Raw genomic sequence first — 16,630 nt, 5'->3', positions numbered from 1 at the left:
CCGGTCGGACCTTCAGGAAGCGCCCCACCCCGGCCCGGGGAAACGCCCAGGCAGGCCCGAGGGCGGCCCCACGGGACACACCCGAGGAAACACGGCTCACGCCGAGTCCCGCTTCACCAGCTCGGTCGGCAGGATCACCGCCGCCGGGTCCTCCCCGCCGATCTGGGCCAGCAGCACCCGGACCATCTCGGCGCTGATCCGGTCCCACGGCTGCCGGATGGTGGTCAGCTCGGGACTGGCGGCGACCGCCGCGGGGGAGTCGTCGAACCCACCCACCGCCACGTCCTGGGGCACTCGCCGCCCCGCCCGTTGCAGTGCTGCCAGGACGCCCTGCGCCATCAGGTCGGACGCCACGAACACGGCGTCCATGTCGGGGGCCCGCGCCAGCAGCCGCTCCGCCCCGGCCTCGCCGCTCGCCCGGCTGTAGTCGCCCGAGACGACGAGCCGTTCGTCGATCGCGATGCCCGCCTCGCCGAGCACCTCCCTGTAGCCGGCCAGGCGCTCCACACCGCCCGGGGTGTCGAGCGGGCCGGTGACCACACCCACCCGCCGCCGTCCCAGCGACAGCAGATGGCGGACCATGTCGCGGGCGCCGTCCCGGTCGTCGGCGGCCACGTAACTCACCTTCGAGCCCAGCCCGATCGGCTTGCCGCACGCCACCAGCGGTACCCCCGCCGCGCGCAGTTCCTCGGCGACCGGATCCCCGGAGTGGCTGGACACCAGCAGCACCCCGTCGACGTGCCCCGCCGTGATGTACCGCGTGATGCGCCGCCGTTCGTCCTGGGTCCCGGCGAGCATCAGCAGCAGCGGGACGTCGTGCGCGGCCAGCGCCTGGGTGCAGCCGCGCAGCAGGACGTTGAAGTTGGGGTCCTCGAAGAACCGCTCCTGCGGCTCGGTGAGCAGGAAGCCCACCGAGTCCGACCGCCCGGTGATCAGCGACCGGGCGTGCCGGTTGACGACGTAACCCGTCTTGCGGATGGCCGCGTTGACGGCTTCCTGCGCGGCCGGACTGACGTAGTGCCCGCCGTTGAGCACCCGTGACACCGTGCCCCGGGACACTCCCGCCTCGCGCGCCACGTCGTGGATCGTGGGCGGTCGGCGCCGGCCCCCCGTGTTGCTCATGGTCACGACTTTACGGCCCCGGAGAGCAGGTCGAGGCTCCAGAAGCGCTGGACGACCAGGAAGAGGGCGACCAGCGGAAGCACCGCGAGGAAGGCACCGGTGATCACCAGCGTGTAGAGCGCCGGCGTGTTCGCGCCCTGCTCCAGCAGTGTGTGCAGACCGAGCGTGATCGGGAACTTCTCGTCGTCGCTGAGCATGATGTACGGCAGCAGGAAGTTGTTCCACACGGCCACGAACTGGAACAGGAAGACCGTGACCAGCCCGGGCACCATCATCGGCAGCGCGACCCGGGTGAAGATGCGCCACTCGCTCGCCCCGTCCATCCGCCCGGCCTCCACCACGTCGGCGGGTACGGCCGCCGCCGCGTAGATCCGCGCCAGGTAGACGCCGTAGGGGGAGAGGATCTGGGGGAGCAGTACGGACAGGTACGAGTCCGTGAGGTCCGCCTCGGCCAGCAGCAGGTACTGGGGGACGGCAAGGATCACCGGGGGCATCAGCACGCCCGCCAGCAGTACGTTGAACAGGGTCTCCCGGCCGCGGAAGCGGTAGGTCGCCAGTGCGTAGCCGCTCAACGCCGACACGGCCGTGGACAGCAGGGCGCCGAGACCGGCGTAGAGGGCCGAGTTGGCCATCCACTGCCAGTAGACGCCGTCGCGGTAGGCGCTGAGGTCGCCCACGTTGTCGGCGAAGCCCGTGCCCGGCAGGAAGGTGAAGGTGGAGAACAGTTCGCTGCCCGACTTGGTGGCCGCGATCACCACCCAGGCCACCGGCAGCAGGCAGTAGACGGCGCCGAGCAGCAGCGTGAGCGTCGGGACCAGCGCGATCCGGCGGCGCGGCGGGGGCCCCTGGGCGGTGCCGGGCGTGGTGCCCGCCGCCGGCTGTGCCTTGCGGACGGCGAGGGAACTCATCGTGCTGCCTCCTGCTTGTTGCGGCGGTTGGCGGCCCGCAGGAACCCGAAGGACAGCGCCAGGGTGACGAGCGCGATGATCGCCGCCTGGGCCGCGGCCGCGTGGACGTCGCCGTTGCCGAAGGCGTCCTGGTACACCTTCATCAGCGGACTCCAGGTCGTGGACACGGAGTTGGTGAGCGGTTTGAGGGTGGTCGGCTCGTTGAACACCTGGAGCGTGGCGATGATCGAGAAGAAGAACGTCAGCACCAGCGACGGGGCCACCATCGGGATCTTGATGCGCAGCGCGATCTGCGACGGGGAGGCGCCGTCCAGCTTCGCCGCCTCGTACACCTCGGCCGGGATGGCCTGCAGCGAGGTGTAGATGACGATCATGTTGAAGCCGGTGCCGCCCCAGATCGCGATGTTCGACAGGGCGAGGTAGAGCGGACCGCCGTCCAGCAGGTCCGGCTGCGGCAGACCGAGCCGGTCGAGCACGAAGTAGAAGGGACTGACGTCCGGCAGGTACAGGAACCCCCACAGCAGTGCCGCCACCACGCCGGGAACGGCGTACGGCAGGAAGATCGCGAGCCGGGTGACCGGGGTGAACCGCACCTTCTCGGAGTCGAGCATCAGCGCGAACAGCAGGGCCAGGCCCAGCATCACGGGCACGACGAGGCAGCCGTACCCGAGCACGCGCAGCGCTCCGTCCAGCAGCTCGCTGTCGCTGAGGGCGTCGGTGTAGTTCTGGAAGCCGGCCCACACCTCCTGCCGCGCACCGGCGCCGAGGCCGAGCCCGGACACCTCCACCTTGCGGAAGCTGAGATGGACGGCGTAGCCGATGGGCAGCGCGAAGAACAGCAGGAACAGGGCGATCGCGGGGACGAGGAAGAAGTAGGGAGCGCGAGAGGCTCCTTTGCGGGCGGTGGTGGGAGACGGGTGGGCGTTCGGGGCGCCCTTGACCCCGTACGGCCCGCGGCGTGCCGTCGTGCTGGTCACTGGGCGACCTCGAAGCCCTGCTTCTTCAGGTCGGCGACCGTCTCCTCCTGCATGGTGTCGAGGGCGGCGGCGAAGTCCGACTTGTCCTTGGCGGCGGCGCCGAACGCGTCCTTGAAGGTGGTGTACGCGACGTTGACGTTCGGCCCCCAGGCGGAGGGTGCCGTCGTCTTCGCGATGTCGGCGGCCTTGGTGTAGAAGTCCGGCTGGTGGGAGAAGAACTCCGGCGGCTTGGTGAACGCGCCGCTGAGCTGGGCCGAGGTGGAGGCCGGGTAGATGCCGCCCTCCTTGGCCAGGGCGTTCAGCGCGCCGCGGTCGGTGTTCAGCCACTCGGCGAACTTCGCGGCGGCGTCCTTGTGCTTCGAGTCGGTGGTCACGCCGGTGGAGGAGCCGCCCCAGCTGCCGGTGCGCCTCCCGCCGTCCGGCCACTGCGGGAGCGGGGCCATGGCCCACTTGCCCTTGGTGTCGGGCGCGGCGGTGGTCAGCGTGCCGGGCGCCCACACGGCGCTGACCCAGGCGATCTGCTGGCCCGTGTTGAGCGCCTTGTTCCAGGCGGGCGTGTACATCGGCTGGTTGTCGACGGCGCCCTCCTTGACGAGGCCGCCCCAGAACTCGGCGACCTTCTTGGTCGCCTCGTCGTTGACCCCGACCTTCCACTTCTCGCCCTCGGTCGACCACCACTTGGCGCCGGCCTGCTGGGCGAGGCCCGCGAAGAGGCCGGAGTCGTTGGCGGAGAAGGTGGTGAGGTCCTTGTCGGGAGCCGCCTTCTTCAGCTTGCGCGCGGTCTCGGCGAAATCGTCCCAGGTGGCCGGGACCTCGAGGCCGTACTTCTCGAACAGGTCCTCGCGGTAGTAGAACATCATCGGCCCGATGTCCTGCGGGACGGCGTAGACCGCGTCCGTGCCCAGTGTGGTCTGCTGCCACACGCCCTCCGCGAACTCGCCCTTCACGTCGCCGACCTCGCCCGATATGTCGGCGAGCGCGTCGTTGCTGACGAGCGTGGGCAGTGCCTGGTACTCGGCCTGCACCAGGTCGGGCCCCTGGCCGGCCTTGTGCGCGGTGAGGATCTTGGTGACCAGCGTGTCGCCGGACGCCTGCTTCTTCACCGTGACGGTGATCTGCTGCTCCTTGCCCGGGCCCTTGTTCCACAGGTCGACGACCTTGTCCATGCCGGGCGTCCAGGTCCAGTACGTCAGCGAGACCGGACCCGACTGGGCGTCGCCGCCGTCGTCGGACGAGCCGCAGGCGGCGAGGGTGGTGGCGCCGAGCGCGACGGCGACGGCGGAAGTCACCAGGCGGCGGCGCTTCGTGTACGGCATGGAACTCTCCCCTGACCTGGGCCTCCGCCTGCTGCGGAGACCTGCCATGCTTCTGTGAGCGTTCACAGTAGAGAAACATCCCGGACACTTGTCAATGGTTGTTGCTGTGCGGTTATGTTGGGCTCGCACCGCTAGAGATGTGTGTGCACGTTCCCAATTGATCGATCACACGGGAGACCATCCATGCCGGAGACCACCCCCAGAGGCCTCACCGGGCTCGCCTTCGGCGGGGACTACAACCCCGAGCAGTGGCCCGAGGACGTCTGGCAGGAGGACGTCCGGCTGATGCGCGAGGCCGGCGTCACCCTGGTGAGCGCCGGGATCTTCTCCTGGGCGCTGCTGGAGCCCGCACCGGGCACCTACGACTTCGCCTGGCTGGACCGACTGCTGGACCTGCTGCACGAGAACGGCATCCGCGTCGACCTCGGCACGCCCACCGTGGTCCCGCCCGCCTGGTTCTACCGGGCCCACCCGGAGGCGCTGCCCGTGACCGCCGAGGGCGTGCGGTACGAGTTCGGCTCCCGCGGCGCCATCTGCCACAGCAACGCCGACTACCGCGCCGCCGCCGCGAACATCACCACCAGGCTCGCCGAGCGCTACGGCGCCCACCCGGCGCTCGCGCTCTGGCACGTCCACAACGAGTACGGCGTCCCCGTCTCCGCCTGCTACTGCGACTCCTGCGCCGCGCACTTCCGCCGCTGGCTGGCAACGACCTACGGCACGGTGGACGCCGTCAACGAGGCCTGGGGCACCGCCTTCTGGGGCCAGCGCTACGCCGACCTCGACCAGATCAACCCGCCGCGCCTGACACCGACGGTCGGCAACCCGGCCCAGGCGCTGGACTACAAGCGCTTCGCCGACGCCACCCTGCGCGAGAACTTCACGGCGGAGCGGGACATCCTGCACCGCCTCTCACCCGGCGTGCCCGTCACCACCAACTTCATGACCGCCCTCAGCCAGTGCGACTCCGTCGACTACTGGGCCTGGGGCCGCGAGGTCGACCTCGTCACCAACGACCACTACCTGATCACCGACGGCCGCCGCACCCACGTCAACCTCGCCATGGCCGCCGACCTCACCCGCTCCGTGGCGGGCGGCGCACCCTGGCTGCTGCTCGAACACTCCACCTCGGGTGTCAACTGGCAGCCCCGCAACCCCGCCAAGGCCCCCGGCCAGATGGCCCGCAACTCCCTGGCCCACGTGGCCCGCGGCTCCGAGGGCGCGATGTTCTTCCAGTGGCGGCAGTCGAGGCGCGGCGCCGAGAAGTTCCACTCGGCGATGCTGCCGCACGGCGGCACCGAGACGCGGGTGTGGCGGGAGGTGGTGGGACTCGGCGCCTCGATCGACTCGCTGAACCCCGTCCGCGGCACCCGCACCGAGGCCGACGCGGCCATGGTCTGGGACTGGCACTCCTGGTGGGCGCAGAACCTCCAGTGGCGCCCCAGCGAGGACCACGACCCGCGCGAACGCGCCGACGCCTTCTACGAGGTGCTCTACGACCGCCACCTCACGGTCGACTTCGCCCACCCGGAAGCCGACTTGTCGGCCTATCCCCTTGTCGTCGTCCCGGCCCTCTACCTGACGACCGAGGCGGCCGGGAACAACCTCAGGCAGTACGTGGAGAGCGGCGGCACCCTCGTCGTCTCGTACTTCTCCGGCATCGTCGACGAACACGACGCCGTCCACGAGGGCGCGTACCCCGGTGTGCTCAGGGACGTGCTGGGCCTCACCGTCGAGGAGTTCTCGCCCCTGCTGGCCGGCGAACGGGTGCGGGTCACCGGCCCGGACGGTGCCGGGCTGAGCGCCGACGTGTGGACGGAGTTCGTCGTGCCACGCGGCGCCGAGCCGGTGTGGACGTACGCCGACGGCCTGGCCGCGGGCCGGCCCGCCGTCACCCGGCACCGCCTCGGAGAGGGCACCGCCTGGTACGTCTCCACCCGCCTGGGCGCGGAAGGCCTGGACGCGGTCCTGGGCCGGGCCGCCGAGGACGCGCGCATCACCCCGCGCACCGACCTGCCCCGTGACGTCGAAGTCGTGCGCCGCACCGGCGAGTCGGGCACCTACCTGTTCGCGATCAACCACACCGCCTCGGACGCCGAGGTGCCGCTGGACGCACCCGGCACCGAACTGCTGACCGGGGAACGCGCCGCGGGCCGCCTTCCGGTCCCGGCCGGCGCCGTCCGGGTCGTACGGCTCGACGGCTAGCCGCACCTCATATCTCCTACGTCGAAGGGACGACGGACGACGATGTTCCACCCCAGACGCACCCTCAAGGCCCTGCTGCCGCCCCTCGTGGCCGGGCTCGCCCTCACCGCCCTGCCGGCCCAGAGCGCCCACGCGGCGAGCAGCCTCACCAACGGCGGCTTCGAGGCCGACGGCGGCGGAGCGGCCACGCCCACGGGCTGGTCGGAGTACGGCTCGACCGGCGCCTCGTACACCGAGGCGGGCGGCCACGGCGGCGGCAACCGCCTGAGCCACTGGTCGTCGTCCGCGTACCGGGTCGAGACGTACCAGTACCTCTCCGGACTCACCGACGGCAGCTACCGGCTGACCGCATGGGTCCGCTCCGGCGGCGGTCAGAACGCCGCGTGGACAGCCCTGAAGAACTGCGGCGGAACCGAGCAGCGCACCGACCTCCCGGTGTCCTCCAGCGGATGGATCCGGATCGTCGTACCGGTCGAGGTGACCGGCAACCAGTGCACCGTCAGCGTCAACAGCGACGCGAACGCCGGCAACTGGATCAACGTCGACGACCTGACCTTCACGCCGGGCGCGTCGGCCGGACTGCAGGTCAAGGGGGCCGACGTCTCGTCCCTCGCCAAGAGCGAGGCCGAGGGCGGCGTCTACCGCACGGCCTCCGGCGCGACGGGCGACGCGCTCGGCATCCTGGAGTCCGCCGGCATGAACTACGCCCGCCTGAAGGTCTGGGTGAACCCGGCCGACGGGTACAACAACAAGGCGCGTGTGCTGGAGACCGCCAAGCGCGTCAAGGCGCAGGGCATGAAACTGCTGGTCGACTTCCACTACTCGGACACCTGGGCCGACCCGGGCGCCCAGAGCACGCCCGCCGCCTGGGCGGGGCACTCGTACGGCCGGCTCAAGAGGGACGTGCACCACCACACGTACGACGTGCTGAGCGCGCTCGAGGCGCAGGGCACCGGCGCCGACATGGTCCAGGTCGGCAACGAGATCAACGGCGGCATGCTGTGGGACGAGGGCTCCACGGACAACTGGGCACAGCTCGCCGGGCTGATCAACAGCGGGTACGACGCGGTCAAGAGGGTCGACGCGGACACCCCCGTCGCGCTGCACCTCGCCGAGGGCGGTGACCTGGCGGGCACCCGCTGGTGGTTCGACAACGCCGTCGCGCACGGCGTCCGGTTCGACGCCATCGGCCTGTCGTACTACGGGTACTGGCACGGTCCGCTGTCCGACTTCCAGACCACCCTGGACGACGCGGCAGCCCGTTACGGCAAGCCGGTCTTCGTCGCCGAGACGGCCTATCCGTTCCGGCTGGACAGCGAGGACGCGCACGAGAACATCATCGACGTCACGGGCGAGCTCGTCCCCGGCTACCCGGCGACCCCGGCCGGGCAGCGCGCGTGGATGAACACGGTGGCGAACATCGTGGAGGCGGTCCCGAACGGCCGCGGCCTCGGCGTCTTCTACTGGGAGGCGACCTGGACCGCCGTGGAGGGCAACGGCTGGGACCCCGCCGACCCGTCCTCCGGCAACGGCTGGGAGAACCAGGCCCTGTTCGGCTACGACGACAGGGTGCTGCCCGCGGCGGCGTGGTTCCGCCACCGCTGACACCTTCCGCACCCTTCGCACACCTTCCGTACCGGCGAGGCGGTCCGGTGCCGGGCGAGGCGCCGGAGTCCCGGACAGCCGGGCCCCGGCTGCGGGACAGTGGACGGACACAGCAGGGGCGGGTCCGGACGGAGGGAGGACGAGATGCTGAGGATTCCCGTGCACGGCACGCGTCTCGACGTCCTGGAGTGGCTCAAGGACCCGACCGTCCATTTCCCGCCCCAGCACCACGCGGACGTCGTCGCGCACGGCGTCCGCGTGGAGCTCGTCGCCGCGAAGCTCGGCGTGTCCCGCCGGGTGGCCGGGACCCACCTCGGACTGCTGGCGGGACTCGGACTGCTCCGCGCCACCAGGATCCGGCGCCGGACGTACTACCGGCGCGACGAGGTTCGGATCGCCGAGGTGGCGCGGATGTTCGAGAAGGGCTGGTAGACCGGCGTCTGCGAGGCGCCCCCGAGAGTGGCCCGGAGGCCGTGCGGGCGTCGGGCCGGCCATCGGCCGCGGCCCCGGTGTGCGCGGCGCGGCGGCCTGCCGTGCCCGAAGAGCAGGAGGCCCTTGTCCGGTGCCGGGCCCGCTGTCCGGCGCGGCGCTCGCCGACGCCGCGGGTCCGACCTGCGCCCGCTGCTCGGGACCGGGCTGTGCGGCGCCCTCACGACGTACTCGGCCTTCTCCCGCGAGACGCTCCGGCTGACCGAGACGGGTGCTCGCCTCCTGGCGGCCGTGAAGGGGGCGGCGAGTGTGGCGGCCTGCCTGGGGTGGCGCGCGGGGGTGACACCGGCCGACGCGCTCCGGGCATGAGGCGAGGCACCGGCCCACCTGTAGTAGGACTGGCCGGATGAGGACCGTGCGGATGAGGTCCGCCCGGAAGGAGGACCGGCCCCGGCACGACCGGTCGCCCTCGTGTCCGCAGCCCGAGCAGAACGGGAACCCATGAGCGTCATCAGCATCGGCCAGGCCGTCGTCCTCGGAGCCGTCGAGGGGGTCACCGAGTTCCTGCCGGTCTCCTCCACCGGCCACCTGAAGATCGTCGAGGGGCTGATGGGCATCCCCGTCGACGACGACGCCGTCGTGGGGTTCTCGGCGGTCATCCAGGTCGGTGCGATCGCGGCCGTGCTCGTCTACTTCTTCAAGGACATCGTGCGGATCCTCACCGCCTGGGTGCGCGGGCTGGCCGACCGGGAGGAGCGCTACCACCACGACTACAAGTTCGCCTGGTGGGTCGTCGTCGCCACCATCCCGATCGTGCTCGTGGGCCTGGCCGCCAAGCCGCTGATCAAGGGACCGCTCGCCTCACTGTGGGTGGTCGCCGGCTCGCTGATCGTCGGCAGCGGCGTGATGTGGGTGGCGGACCGCACGGGCCGGCACAAGCGGGGCGAGGACGACACGTCGTTCACGGACGCGATGCTGGTCGGCGGCTCGCAGATCCTCGCCCTGCTCTTCCCGGGCTTCTCCCGCTCCGGTGCCACCATGTCGACCGCCCTGATGCTCGACCTCGACCGGGTGGCAGCCACACGGCTCTCCTTCTTCCTCGGCATCCCGGCCCTGACCGGCGCCGGCCTGTACGAACTGAAGGACGCCCTGGGCACCGGGGCGGGCGCCGCCCCGCTGGCGGTCGGCACCCTCGTCTCCTTCGTGGTGGCGTACGCCTCCATCGCCTGGCTGCTGAAGTTCGTCGCCCAGCACTCCTTCAACGCCTTCGTGATCTACCGGATCGTCGTCGGCGTGCTGCTGTTCGGACTGCTCGGCGCGGGCGTACTGCACAGCTGACCGTCGCACGCCGAGACCCGACCGGCACGCACTCGCCTCTCAGCGGGCGTCGCGCAGCGGCTCCCCGACGCTCCTGAGGTGCCGCAGCGCCTGCCCGTACGAGGCGAACAGTCCCGTCTGGCAGTACGGGACGCCCAGCTCGGCGCAGTACCGCTCGGTGATGGCCTGGGCCCTGCCGAGGGCGGGCGTCGGCATGCTGGGGAAGAGATGGTGCTCGATCTGGTAGTTGAGGCCGCCCATGAAGACGTCGACCAGCGCGCCGCCGCGCACGTTGCGGGAGGTGAGGACCTGGCGGCGCAGGAAGTCGAGCCGCGTGCCCTCCTCGATCATCGGCATGCCCTTGTGGTTGGGCGCGAAGACGGAGCCCAGGTAGACCCCGAACAGGCCCTGGTGGACGGCGATGAAGGCGAGCGCCTTGCCGGGGGAAAGAAGCGTGAACAGCCCGCCGAAGTACAGGACGAAATGGGCGACGAGCAGCGTGCCCTCCACTACCGGACGTTTCATGTGCGGGCTGCGCAGCGCCTTGAAGCTGTTGAAACTCAGGTTGAGACCCTCCAGCGTCAGCAGCGGGAGGAACAGGGCGGCCTGGTGCTTGCCGACGAAACCGGGAAGCCCCTTGGCCTTGCTCGCCTGGCGCTGCGACCAGACCAGGATGTCGGGCGAGACGTCCGGGTCCTTCTCCTCGTGGTTGGGGTTCGCGTGGTGGCGCGTGTGCTTGTTCATCCACCAGCCGTAGCTCATGCCCAGCAGCAGGTTGGCCACCAGGAGGCCGCCGATCTCACTGGGGCGGCGACGGGAGAAGACCTGCCGGTGGGCCAGGTCGTGGGCCGCCAGCGCGAGCTGGCCGAAGACGACGGCCAGCGCCACCGCGACGAACAGCTGGTTCCAGCCGTCCCCCAGCGTGAGAAGGGCGGCGACACCGCCCGCGAGTGCGAGGGCGACGGCGCCGAAGCGGACCGTGTAGTACAGCGGGCGGCGCCGGAGCAGCCCCGCGGCGGTTATGCGCCGTGAGAGTTCGGAAAAGTCGCTTCCCTTGTCGCGTCCCTTTTCCTGTTCGCGCGGGGGCGGGCTCTCGATGAGCACCGTTGGATTAGCCATGTACCTCAGTATGTGAACGGCTTCCCGGCCGCAGAATGACGTCTGCCCCCGAAGCGGGGGTGCGGCTAGCCCCACCCCCGGCGTCGCGGTCCTCGGCATCACCGCCCGGCGGTGCGGCGGGACCGGACCGGAGGAACAATGGCGATCATGAGTACGACGACCTACCAGCCGGTCCTGGAGCGCATCGCCGAGGAGATCGAACGGACCCCCGGAAGCGGCCGGCCCGCCGACTACATCCCGGCGCTCGCGGCCTGCGACCCGCGCCGCTTCGGCATGGCCGTCGCCGAGCCGGACGGCACGGTGTACGGGGTGGGGGACTGGCGGGAGCCGTTCTCCGCGCAGTCCATCACCAAGGTCTTCACCCTCGCCCTCGACCTGTCCCGGGAGGGCGACGCCCTCTGGGAGCACGTGGGCCGCGAGCCGTCCGGCAACCCGTTCAACTCCCTGGTGCAGCTGGAGTACGAGAACGGCATCCCGCGCAACCCGTTCATCAACGCGGGCGCCCTCGTCGTCACCGACCGCCTGCACACCCGTACCTCGGACGCGGCCGGGGAACTGCTGGCCTTCCTGCGTGCGGAGAGCGGCAACCCGGACCTGACCTACGACGAGGACGTCGCCGCCTCCGAGACCGCGCACGGGGACCGGAACGCCGCACTGGGCCACTTCATGGCGTCGTACGGCAACATCGACAACCCGGTGCCGGTCCTGCTGGAGCAGTACTTCCGCCAGTGCTCCATCGCCGCGTCCTGCGCCGATCTCGCCCTCGCGACCGGGTTCCTGGCCCGGCACGGCATCCGGGCCGACGGCACCCGGCTGCTGAGCCGCAGTCAGGCCAAGCAGGTCAACGCGGTGATGCTGACCTGCGGGACGTACGACGCGGCCGGCGACTTCGCCTACCGGGTGGGCCTGCCGGGCAAGAGCGGGGTCGGCGGCGGCATCATCGCGGTGGTGCCGGGCCACTGCACGCTGTGCGTGTGGAGCCCGGGCCTGGACGAGCGGGGCAACTCGGTGGCGGGAGTGGCGGCGCTGGACCGCTTCACCACGCTCACGGGACTGTCGGTCTTCTGACGGACGGCCGGAAGTGTCACATTCCCTTTGTCCGAAAGGCTCTGAGGCGCAGTGCCAGCGCCATGACCCCCGCGCCGAGCACGGCGGCGCCGGCGATCGCCCCGGCCTGGTGCCAGCCCGGGGCGTCCGGCGACGGCCGCGCCGCCGGGACCGCCGAGGGTACGGCCTCCGGCCCCGGCAGGGGCCGGACACCCCCGGGCGCCAGGGAACCCACCGGGTCGACGTGCCCGGCCGCCCCGAATCCCCAGTCGAGCAGCGAACGGGCCTCCTCGTACACGGCGTGGCCGCCGCCCTCCTGCGGGTTCATCACGGTCACCACCAGCGTCAGCCCGGCACGGCGGGCGGCGGCGATCAGCGTGTTGCCGGCGTTGCTGGTGTAGCCGTTCTTGATGCCGACCAGCCCCGGGTACGGCTTCACGCCGTCTTCCCCGGTGAGCAGCCGGTTGGTGTTCACGATCCCGTACGAGTCCCCGCTCCGGCCGGGGAACATCGCGTCGACCTTGGCGCAGTACCGCGCGAAGTCCGGGTTGCGCAGCCCCGCCCGGCCGAAGACCGCCAGGTCGTACGCCGACGACACCTGCCCCGGCGCGTCGTAGCCGTCGGGTGAGCGGACGTAAGTGTCGTGGGCGCCGAGGGCACGGGCCTCGGCCTGCATCCTGGCCGCCGTGGCGCTCCAGCCGCCGGTGAGCGAGGCCAGGACGTGGACGGCGTCGTTGCCGGAGTTGAGGAAGACCCCGTTCCACAGGTCGGAGACACGGTACGTGCGGCCCTCGACGACACCGACCAGGCTGCTGCCGGGGCCGATGCCGGACAGCTCGTCCGCGCTCACCTCGTGGCGGATGCCGCCCGGCAGGACCGGCAGAACCGTGAGGGCGAACAGCGTCTTGAGGGTGCTGGCCGGCGGCAGCCTGCGATGCGCGTCGTGCGCCGCCAGCACGTCGCCGCTGCCCGCGTCGGCCACCACCCAGGACAGCGCGGAGACATCGGGGACCTCGGGAGCCCCGCGCCGGGGCCGGACCTGCGTGCCGGAGCGGTACAGCAGTGACGGCTGCGGCGCCGCAGCCGCCCGTGGCCCCCCGGGCGGACCGGGGGCCGGCAACTCGGCTCGGGCCGCCGCGGCGGGCATGAGCGTGAGCAGTCCCGCGGCACAGAGCACGCAGGTGGATCGAGCCGCCCGGGACGGGAATCCGATAGTCATACCGCAAACGTAGGAACGGACCCCCGGACCGCCACGCTGCCCGGGCCGAGTCGCGTGGGCAAGCACCCGGATGCCGCAGGGGAGGCCGGCCCGGGGCGCCGTCGCCCGACGGGGCCGTCAGTCCGCGGGCAGCGTCGGCTGGACGCGCCGCAGGAACGTGGCGTTGTCCGGGGTCTGGCGCATCCGCTCCAGCAGCGTCTCCAGGCCGGACTGCCCGTCGCGGGTCCCCAGGGCACGCCGCAGCCCGCGTACGGCTGTCGACTCGGCGGCGGACAGCAGGAGTTCCTCGCGTCGCGTGCCGGAGCCGGTCATGTCCACGGCCGGGAAGACCCGGCGGGAGGCGAGCTCTCGGCTCAGCCGGAGTTCCATGTTGCCGGTGCTCTTGAGTTCCTCGAAGTAGAAGTCGTCGGCACGCGAGCCGGTCTCCACCAGGGCGGTGGCGAGGATGGTGAGGGAGCCGCCCTCCTCCGCCTTCCTGGCGGCACCGAAGAACCGCTTGGGGCCGAGCAGCGCCCCGGCGTCGACGCCGCCGCTGAGGGTACGGCCGCCGGAGGAGGCGGCGGTGTTGTGCGCCCTGCACAGCCGAGTGAGGGAGTCGAGGAGGATGACGACGTCCTCACCGGCCTCGACCAGCCGTTTGGCCCGCTCGATCACGAGCTCGGCGAGCGCGATGTGCTGCTTGGCGCTCTGGTCGAAGGTCGAGGAGTACACCTCGCCCCGCACGGACCGGCGCATGTCGGTGACCTCCTCGGGCCGCTCGTCGAGCAGCACCACCATCAGGCGGGAGTCGGGGTGGTTGCCGGCGACCGCGGCGGCGAGCTGCTGGAGGAGGACGGTCTTGCCGGTCTTCGGCGGGGCCACGATCAGGCCGCGCTGGCCCTTGCCGACCGGGGCGATCAGATCGGCGACCCGCCCGGTCAGGCCGGCCGCCGGGTGCTCCAGGCGCAGCCGCTCGTGCGGGTGCAGTGGTGTCAGGTCACGGAAGTGCCGTCGGGCGCCCTGCCCGTCGGGTGCGCGGCCGTTGACGCGGACGACGTCGGTCGGGGTGCGCCGGTCGCCGAGTACGGCCTCGACCAGGTCGCCCTTGCGCAGGGCGTGGCGGCGGATCAGCGCGGGGGAGAGGGCGAGGTCGGACGATTCGGGCCGGAGGCTCCGGCCCCGCAGGTGCCCCTTCCCGCTCGCGTCGATGTCGAGGACACCGTGCGCGATCGCGGCCGGGGCCTGCTGTACAGGGGGGTGTTCGAGTGTGGTGGTCATGGGGTGCGGTCCTTTCGAGGACACGGGGCATGGGGCATGCGGAAGGAAGGGGGAGAAGCCGTGCGAGGGGTCGGACGACGCGCCTGCGGACGGCGGGAACAGCACCTCGACGCAACGGGAGAAGAACCCTGCTCGAGCGGTTGTGCTGAGAAGCGGACGCGCCGGTCGCAACTGGACGGGCGGGTCGGCGGACCGAAGGGGAACTGGCACCGGCGCCCCGAAAGGGCGTACACAGGTACTGAGCGCACCGTACCACGGCGAGTGGTGGAACGGCTACGGCGGCGGGACGGTCGTGCGTCCACCTTGCTCGACACGTCCGGCGCGGCGGCTGTTCCCTGCTCCGTCCTCCGGATGCGCCCGGCCGGACTCGTCGAGGTGCGGGACGTCGCCCCCGTGGACCTGGCGACCGCCCCACCCGCGCCGCGAAGACCGGCGCGTGGTCGCTGACGTCCGCCTCGCGACCGATGGCGCGGGCGCGTGCTCACGGCGCGGGGAGAGCGGCGCGCCCCCGCCGGGCCCACCGGACAGCCTCTAGGCTGACCGGATGTTCAGCCCCGAAGGCCCCACCCTGCGCGAACTCGCCGTCCAGGCCCTGTCGTCGGTCGAGCGCGGCTACGACCTGCTCGCCCCGAAGTTCGACCACACCCCGTACCGCACGCCGGACCGGGTGCTCGACGCCGTGGCCTCGGCGCTGGCGCCGGCGGGGCCGTTCGACGCCGGGCTCGACCTGTGCTGCGGCACCGGCGCGGGCGTGGACGTGCTGACCCGGGTGTGCCGGGGGAGCGTGACCGGGGTCGACTTCAGCGCGGGCATGCTGGAGGTCGCCCGGGGGCGCACCGTGCCGGAGGACCCGGCGGTCTCCTGGGTGCGCGCGGACGCCCGCGCGCTGCCGTTCGGTCCCGCGTTCGACCTCGTGGTCAGCTTCGGGGCGTTCGGGCACTTCCTCCCTCGTGAGCTGCCGGGCCTGTTCACCCAGGTGCGTTCCGTGCTGCGGCCGGGCGGCTGTTTCGCCTTCCCCGTCGCCGCGCCGGCCCGCCCCGGCTCCCGGGGGTACTGGGCGCTGCTCGGCTTCGACGCGGCGATGCGGGTGCGCAACGCGCTGTGGCGGCCGCCGTTCGTCATGTACTACCGGACCTTCCGGCTCGGGGACGTGGGCCGGGAACTGGCCCGTGCCGGTTTCCGGACGGACCTGCGCGCCCTGCCCGAGTTCGGGCGCCGGCCCGACGGCAGCCCGCGCGCCCGGCTGGTCCTGGCCCGTCGGCTGCCGTGAGGGTGTGCGCGGGCCGGGTCAGCCGGCCGCCGGCAGCGTGAACTCGTAGACCAGCGCGTCCTGTCGGGCGTCCACGAGGAGGTCCGTGATCTCCAGCGGCCGCGCGTACTGGTCGTGCACCCGCCGGACGACCCGCACCGACGGTGTGTCCGCGAGCCGGGTGATCGTGTCACGGTGGTGGAGGGTCAGGCCCGCTCTGCGCATCCAGTCGTAGGTCCGCCGCAGTTGCGCCGAGGCGGCGCCGTCGGCGCGGTCGCGGTACCGGGCCAGCTCCTCGACCTCGGCGAGCGCCACGGTGGAGAACGAGGTCACGGCCGTCCGCCGGGCGCTTCCGTCGGCGGTCGCGGAAGTGTAGCGGTGCACCAGGGTCGGCCGGTCCGGCGCCAGCCCGAGCGCCGCGGCGTGCTCCGGCGGCGGAGGCTCCCAGGCGACGGTGGCCCGGTCGCCGGTGCACCCTTCCGCGGCCCGGGCGCCGACCGGGAAGGTGAGGGACGCCGGGCTCTGGGCCGCCGGCCTGGGCAGGGTCGTGTGGCTGCCCCGACGGTCGGTGGTGAGCAGGCCGTCCCGGCGCAGCATCTCCAGGGCCTGCCGTACTGTCTCCCGGCTCACCCCGAAACGCGCGGCCAGCCGGCGTTCGCCCGGCAGCCGTTCGCCGGGTGGGACGGCCCCGTCGCGCAGCTCCCCGAGCAGCTGCGCGGCCACCCGCCAGTACAGGGGCTGTCCGTCGGTGAGGGGGTGGTCGTGCGGGGTGGTGCGGACCATGCCGCGCCCTCCTGTTGGTGACGTGTGGTAGCCGCGCGGGCTCGGTGCGCCACCAGAACTACCATTGGTCTAAACCA

General features: G+C 72.0%; 14 protein-coding genes and 1 pseudogene. 7 read left to right on the top strand and 8 right to left on the bottom strand.

Annotation, left to right across the window (positions count from 1 at the left end; genetic code table 11):
* Positions 1 to 96: 96 nt before the first annotated feature.
* Genes ACP4IX_RS22085 through ACP4IX_RS22070 form a run of 4 tightly spaced genes read right to left on the bottom strand, consistent with a single transcriptional unit; the run spans position 97 to position 4,323 of the window.
* Positions 97 to 1,128: a LacI family DNA-binding transcriptional regulator gene (locus ACP4IX_RS22085; RefSeq protein ID WP_426521941.1), complete on the bottom strand. Its 1,032-nt coding sequence runs from the start codon at positions 1,126 to 1,128 to the stop codon at positions 97 to 99.
* On the bottom strand, positions 1,125 to 2,030 hold the full coding sequence (locus ACP4IX_RS22080) for a carbohydrate ABC transporter permease (protein WP_426521942.1): 906 nt from the start codon (positions 2,028 to 2,030) through the stop codon (positions 1,125 to 1,127). The genes ACP4IX_RS22085 and ACP4IX_RS22080 overlap by 4 nt, the downstream gene beginning before the upstream one ends.
* Positions 2,027 to 3,007 carry a carbohydrate ABC transporter permease gene (locus tag ACP4IX_RS22075; RefSeq protein WP_426521943.1) on the bottom strand — a complete coding sequence of 327 codons (981 nt, stop codon included), beginning with the start codon at positions 3,005 to 3,007 and terminating at the stop codon, positions 2,027 to 2,029. The genes ACP4IX_RS22080 and ACP4IX_RS22075 overlap by 4 nt, the downstream gene beginning before the upstream one ends.
* Positions 3,004 to 4,323, bottom strand: coding sequence for an ABC transporter substrate-binding protein (locus ACP4IX_RS22070; protein WP_426521944.1), 1,320 nt, complete (start codon positions 4,321 to 4,323; stop codon positions 3,004 to 3,006). The genes ACP4IX_RS22075 and ACP4IX_RS22070 overlap by 4 nt, the downstream gene beginning before the upstream one ends.
* A gap of 183 nt (positions 4,324 to 4,506) precedes the next feature.
* On the opposite strand from ACP4IX_RS22070, the gene ACP4IX_RS22065 reads away from it, so the two are divergent.
* From ACP4IX_RS22065 to ACP4IX_RS22045, 5 genes and pseudogenes are all read left to right on the top strand, one after another.
* A complete protein-coding gene (locus ACP4IX_RS22065; RefSeq protein WP_426521945.1) occupies positions 4,507 to 6,528 on the top strand; it encodes a beta-galactosidase in 2,022 nt (673 codons plus the stop codon).
* 42 nt (positions 6,529 to 6,570) lie between these two features.
* Complete coding sequence (locus tag ACP4IX_RS22060) at positions 6,571 to 8,133, top strand: glycoside hydrolase family 53 protein (RefSeq protein ID WP_426556449.1); 1,563 nt, start codon at positions 6,571 to 6,573, stop codon at positions 8,131 to 8,133.
* A gap of 144 nt (positions 8,134 to 8,277) precedes the next feature.
* Complete coding sequence (locus ACP4IX_RS22055) at positions 8,278 to 8,565, top strand: ArsR family transcriptional regulator (RefSeq protein ID WP_426521947.1); 288 nt, start codon at positions 8,278 to 8,280, stop codon at positions 8,563 to 8,565.
* A gap of 130 nt (positions 8,566 to 8,695) precedes the next feature.
* Positions 8,696 to 8,931 (top strand): annotated as a pseudogene (locus tag ACP4IX_RS22050) (FluC/FEX family fluoride channel); the annotation flags it as partial.
* A 132-nt stretch (positions 8,932 to 9,063) separates the two neighbouring features.
* Complete coding sequence (locus ACP4IX_RS22045; RefSeq protein ID WP_426521948.1) at positions 9,064 to 9,900, top strand: undecaprenyl-diphosphate phosphatase; 837 nt, start codon at positions 9,064 to 9,066, stop codon at positions 9,898 to 9,900.
* A 39-nt stretch (positions 9,901 to 9,939) separates the two neighbouring features.
* On the opposite strand, the gene ACP4IX_RS22040 is transcribed toward ACP4IX_RS22045, so the two are convergent.
* A complete protein-coding gene (locus tag ACP4IX_RS22040) occupies positions 9,940 to 10,998 on the bottom strand; it encodes a fatty acid desaturase family protein (protein ID WP_426556448.1) in 1,059 nt (352 codons plus the stop codon).
* Positions 10,999 to 11,136: 138 nt separating this feature from the next.
* Here ACP4IX_RS22040 and ACP4IX_RS22035 point away from each other — a divergent pair, with 138 nt between their 5' ends.
* Entirely contained in the window at positions 11,137 to 12,066 is a 930-nt protein-coding gene (locus ACP4IX_RS22035; RefSeq protein WP_426521950.1) for a glutaminase, read from the top strand.
* Between the two features lie 16 nt (positions 12,067 to 12,082).
* On the opposite strand, the gene ACP4IX_RS22030 is transcribed toward ACP4IX_RS22035, so the two are convergent.
* Together ACP4IX_RS22030 and rho are read right to left on the bottom strand one after the other, a co-directional pair.
* Entirely contained in the window at positions 12,083 to 13,264 is a 1,182-nt protein-coding gene (locus ACP4IX_RS22030; RefSeq protein ID WP_426556447.1) for a D-alanyl-D-alanine carboxypeptidase family protein, read from the bottom strand.
* Between the two features lie 117 nt (positions 13,265 to 13,381).
* On the bottom strand, positions 13,382 to 14,521 hold the full coding sequence (gene rho / locus ACP4IX_RS22025) for a transcription termination factor Rho (protein WP_426556446.1): 1,140 nt from the start codon (positions 14,519 to 14,521) through the stop codon (positions 13,382 to 13,384).
* A 544-nt stretch (positions 14,522 to 15,065) separates the two neighbouring features.
* Between rho and ACP4IX_RS22020 the strand changes: the two genes are divergently transcribed.
* A complete protein-coding gene (locus tag ACP4IX_RS22020) occupies positions 15,066 to 15,791 on the top strand; it encodes a methyltransferase domain-containing protein (RefSeq protein ID WP_426521953.1) in 726 nt (241 codons plus the stop codon).
* A gap of 18 nt (positions 15,792 to 15,809) precedes the next feature.
* Here the strand turns inward: ACP4IX_RS22020 and ACP4IX_RS22015 are convergent, their stop codons facing one another.
* Positions 15,810 to 16,553 carry a GntR family transcriptional regulator gene (locus ACP4IX_RS22015; protein ID WP_426521954.1) on the bottom strand — a complete coding sequence of 248 codons (744 nt, stop codon included), beginning with the start codon at positions 16,551 to 16,553 and terminating at the stop codon, positions 15,810 to 15,812.
* Between the last annotated feature and the right edge of the window lie 77 nt (positions 16,554 to 16,630).

It is taken from the genome of Streptomyces sp. WG5 (assembly GCF_049974565.1).
GTDB lineage: Bacteria > Actinomycetota > Actinomycetes > Streptomycetales > Streptomycetaceae > Streptomyces.
Note: the sequence above shows the minus strand (reverse complement) of the source record. Positions and strands in the feature narration are given on the sequence as shown.

Bases quoted from the DNA above. Each gene is read 5' to 3' on its own strand.
- ACP4IX_RS22080 (WP_426521942.1), bottom strand. From the start codon at position 2,030: ATGAGTTCCCTCGCCGTCCGCAAGGCACAGCCGGCGGCGGGCACCACG.
- ACP4IX_RS22070 (WP_426521944.1), bottom strand. From the start codon at position 4,323: ATGCCGTACACGAAGCGCCGCCGCCTGGTGACTTCCGCCGTCGCCGTC.
- ACP4IX_RS22065 (WP_426521945.1), top strand. From the start codon at position 4,507: ATGCCGGAGACCACCCCCAGAGGCCTCACCGGGCTCGCCTTCGGCGGG.
- ACP4IX_RS22060 (WP_426556449.1), top strand. From the start codon at position 6,571: ATGTTCCACCCCAGACGCACCCTCAAGGCCCTGCTGCCGCCCCTCGTG.
- ACP4IX_RS22055 (WP_426521947.1), top strand. From the start codon at position 8,278: ATGCTGAGGATTCCCGTGCACGGCACGCGTCTCGACGTCCTGGAGTGG.
- ACP4IX_RS22045 (WP_426521948.1), top strand. From the start codon at position 9,064: ATGAGCGTCATCAGCATCGGCCAGGCCGTCGTCCTCGGAGCCGTCGAG.
- ACP4IX_RS22040 (WP_426556448.1), bottom strand. From the start codon at position 10,998: ATGGCTAATCCAACGGTGCTCATCGAGAGCCCGCCCCCGCGCGAACAG.
- ACP4IX_RS22035 (WP_426521950.1), top strand. From the start codon at position 11,137: ATGGCGATCATGAGTACGACGACCTACCAGCCGGTCCTGGAGCGCATC.
- ACP4IX_RS22030 (WP_426556447.1), bottom strand. From the start codon at position 13,264: ATGACTATCGGATTCCCGTCCCGGGCGGCTCGATCCACCTGCGTGCTC.
- rho (WP_426556446.1), bottom strand. From the start codon at position 14,521: ATGACCACCACACTCGAACACCCCCCTGTACAGCAGGCCCCGGCCGCG.
- ACP4IX_RS22020 (WP_426521953.1), top strand. From the start codon at position 15,066: ATGTTCAGCCCCGAAGGCCCCACCCTGCGCGAACTCGCCGTCCAGGCC.
- ACP4IX_RS22015 (WP_426521954.1), bottom strand. From the start codon at position 16,553: ATGGTCCGCACCACCCCGCACGACCACCCCCTCACCGACGGACAGCCC.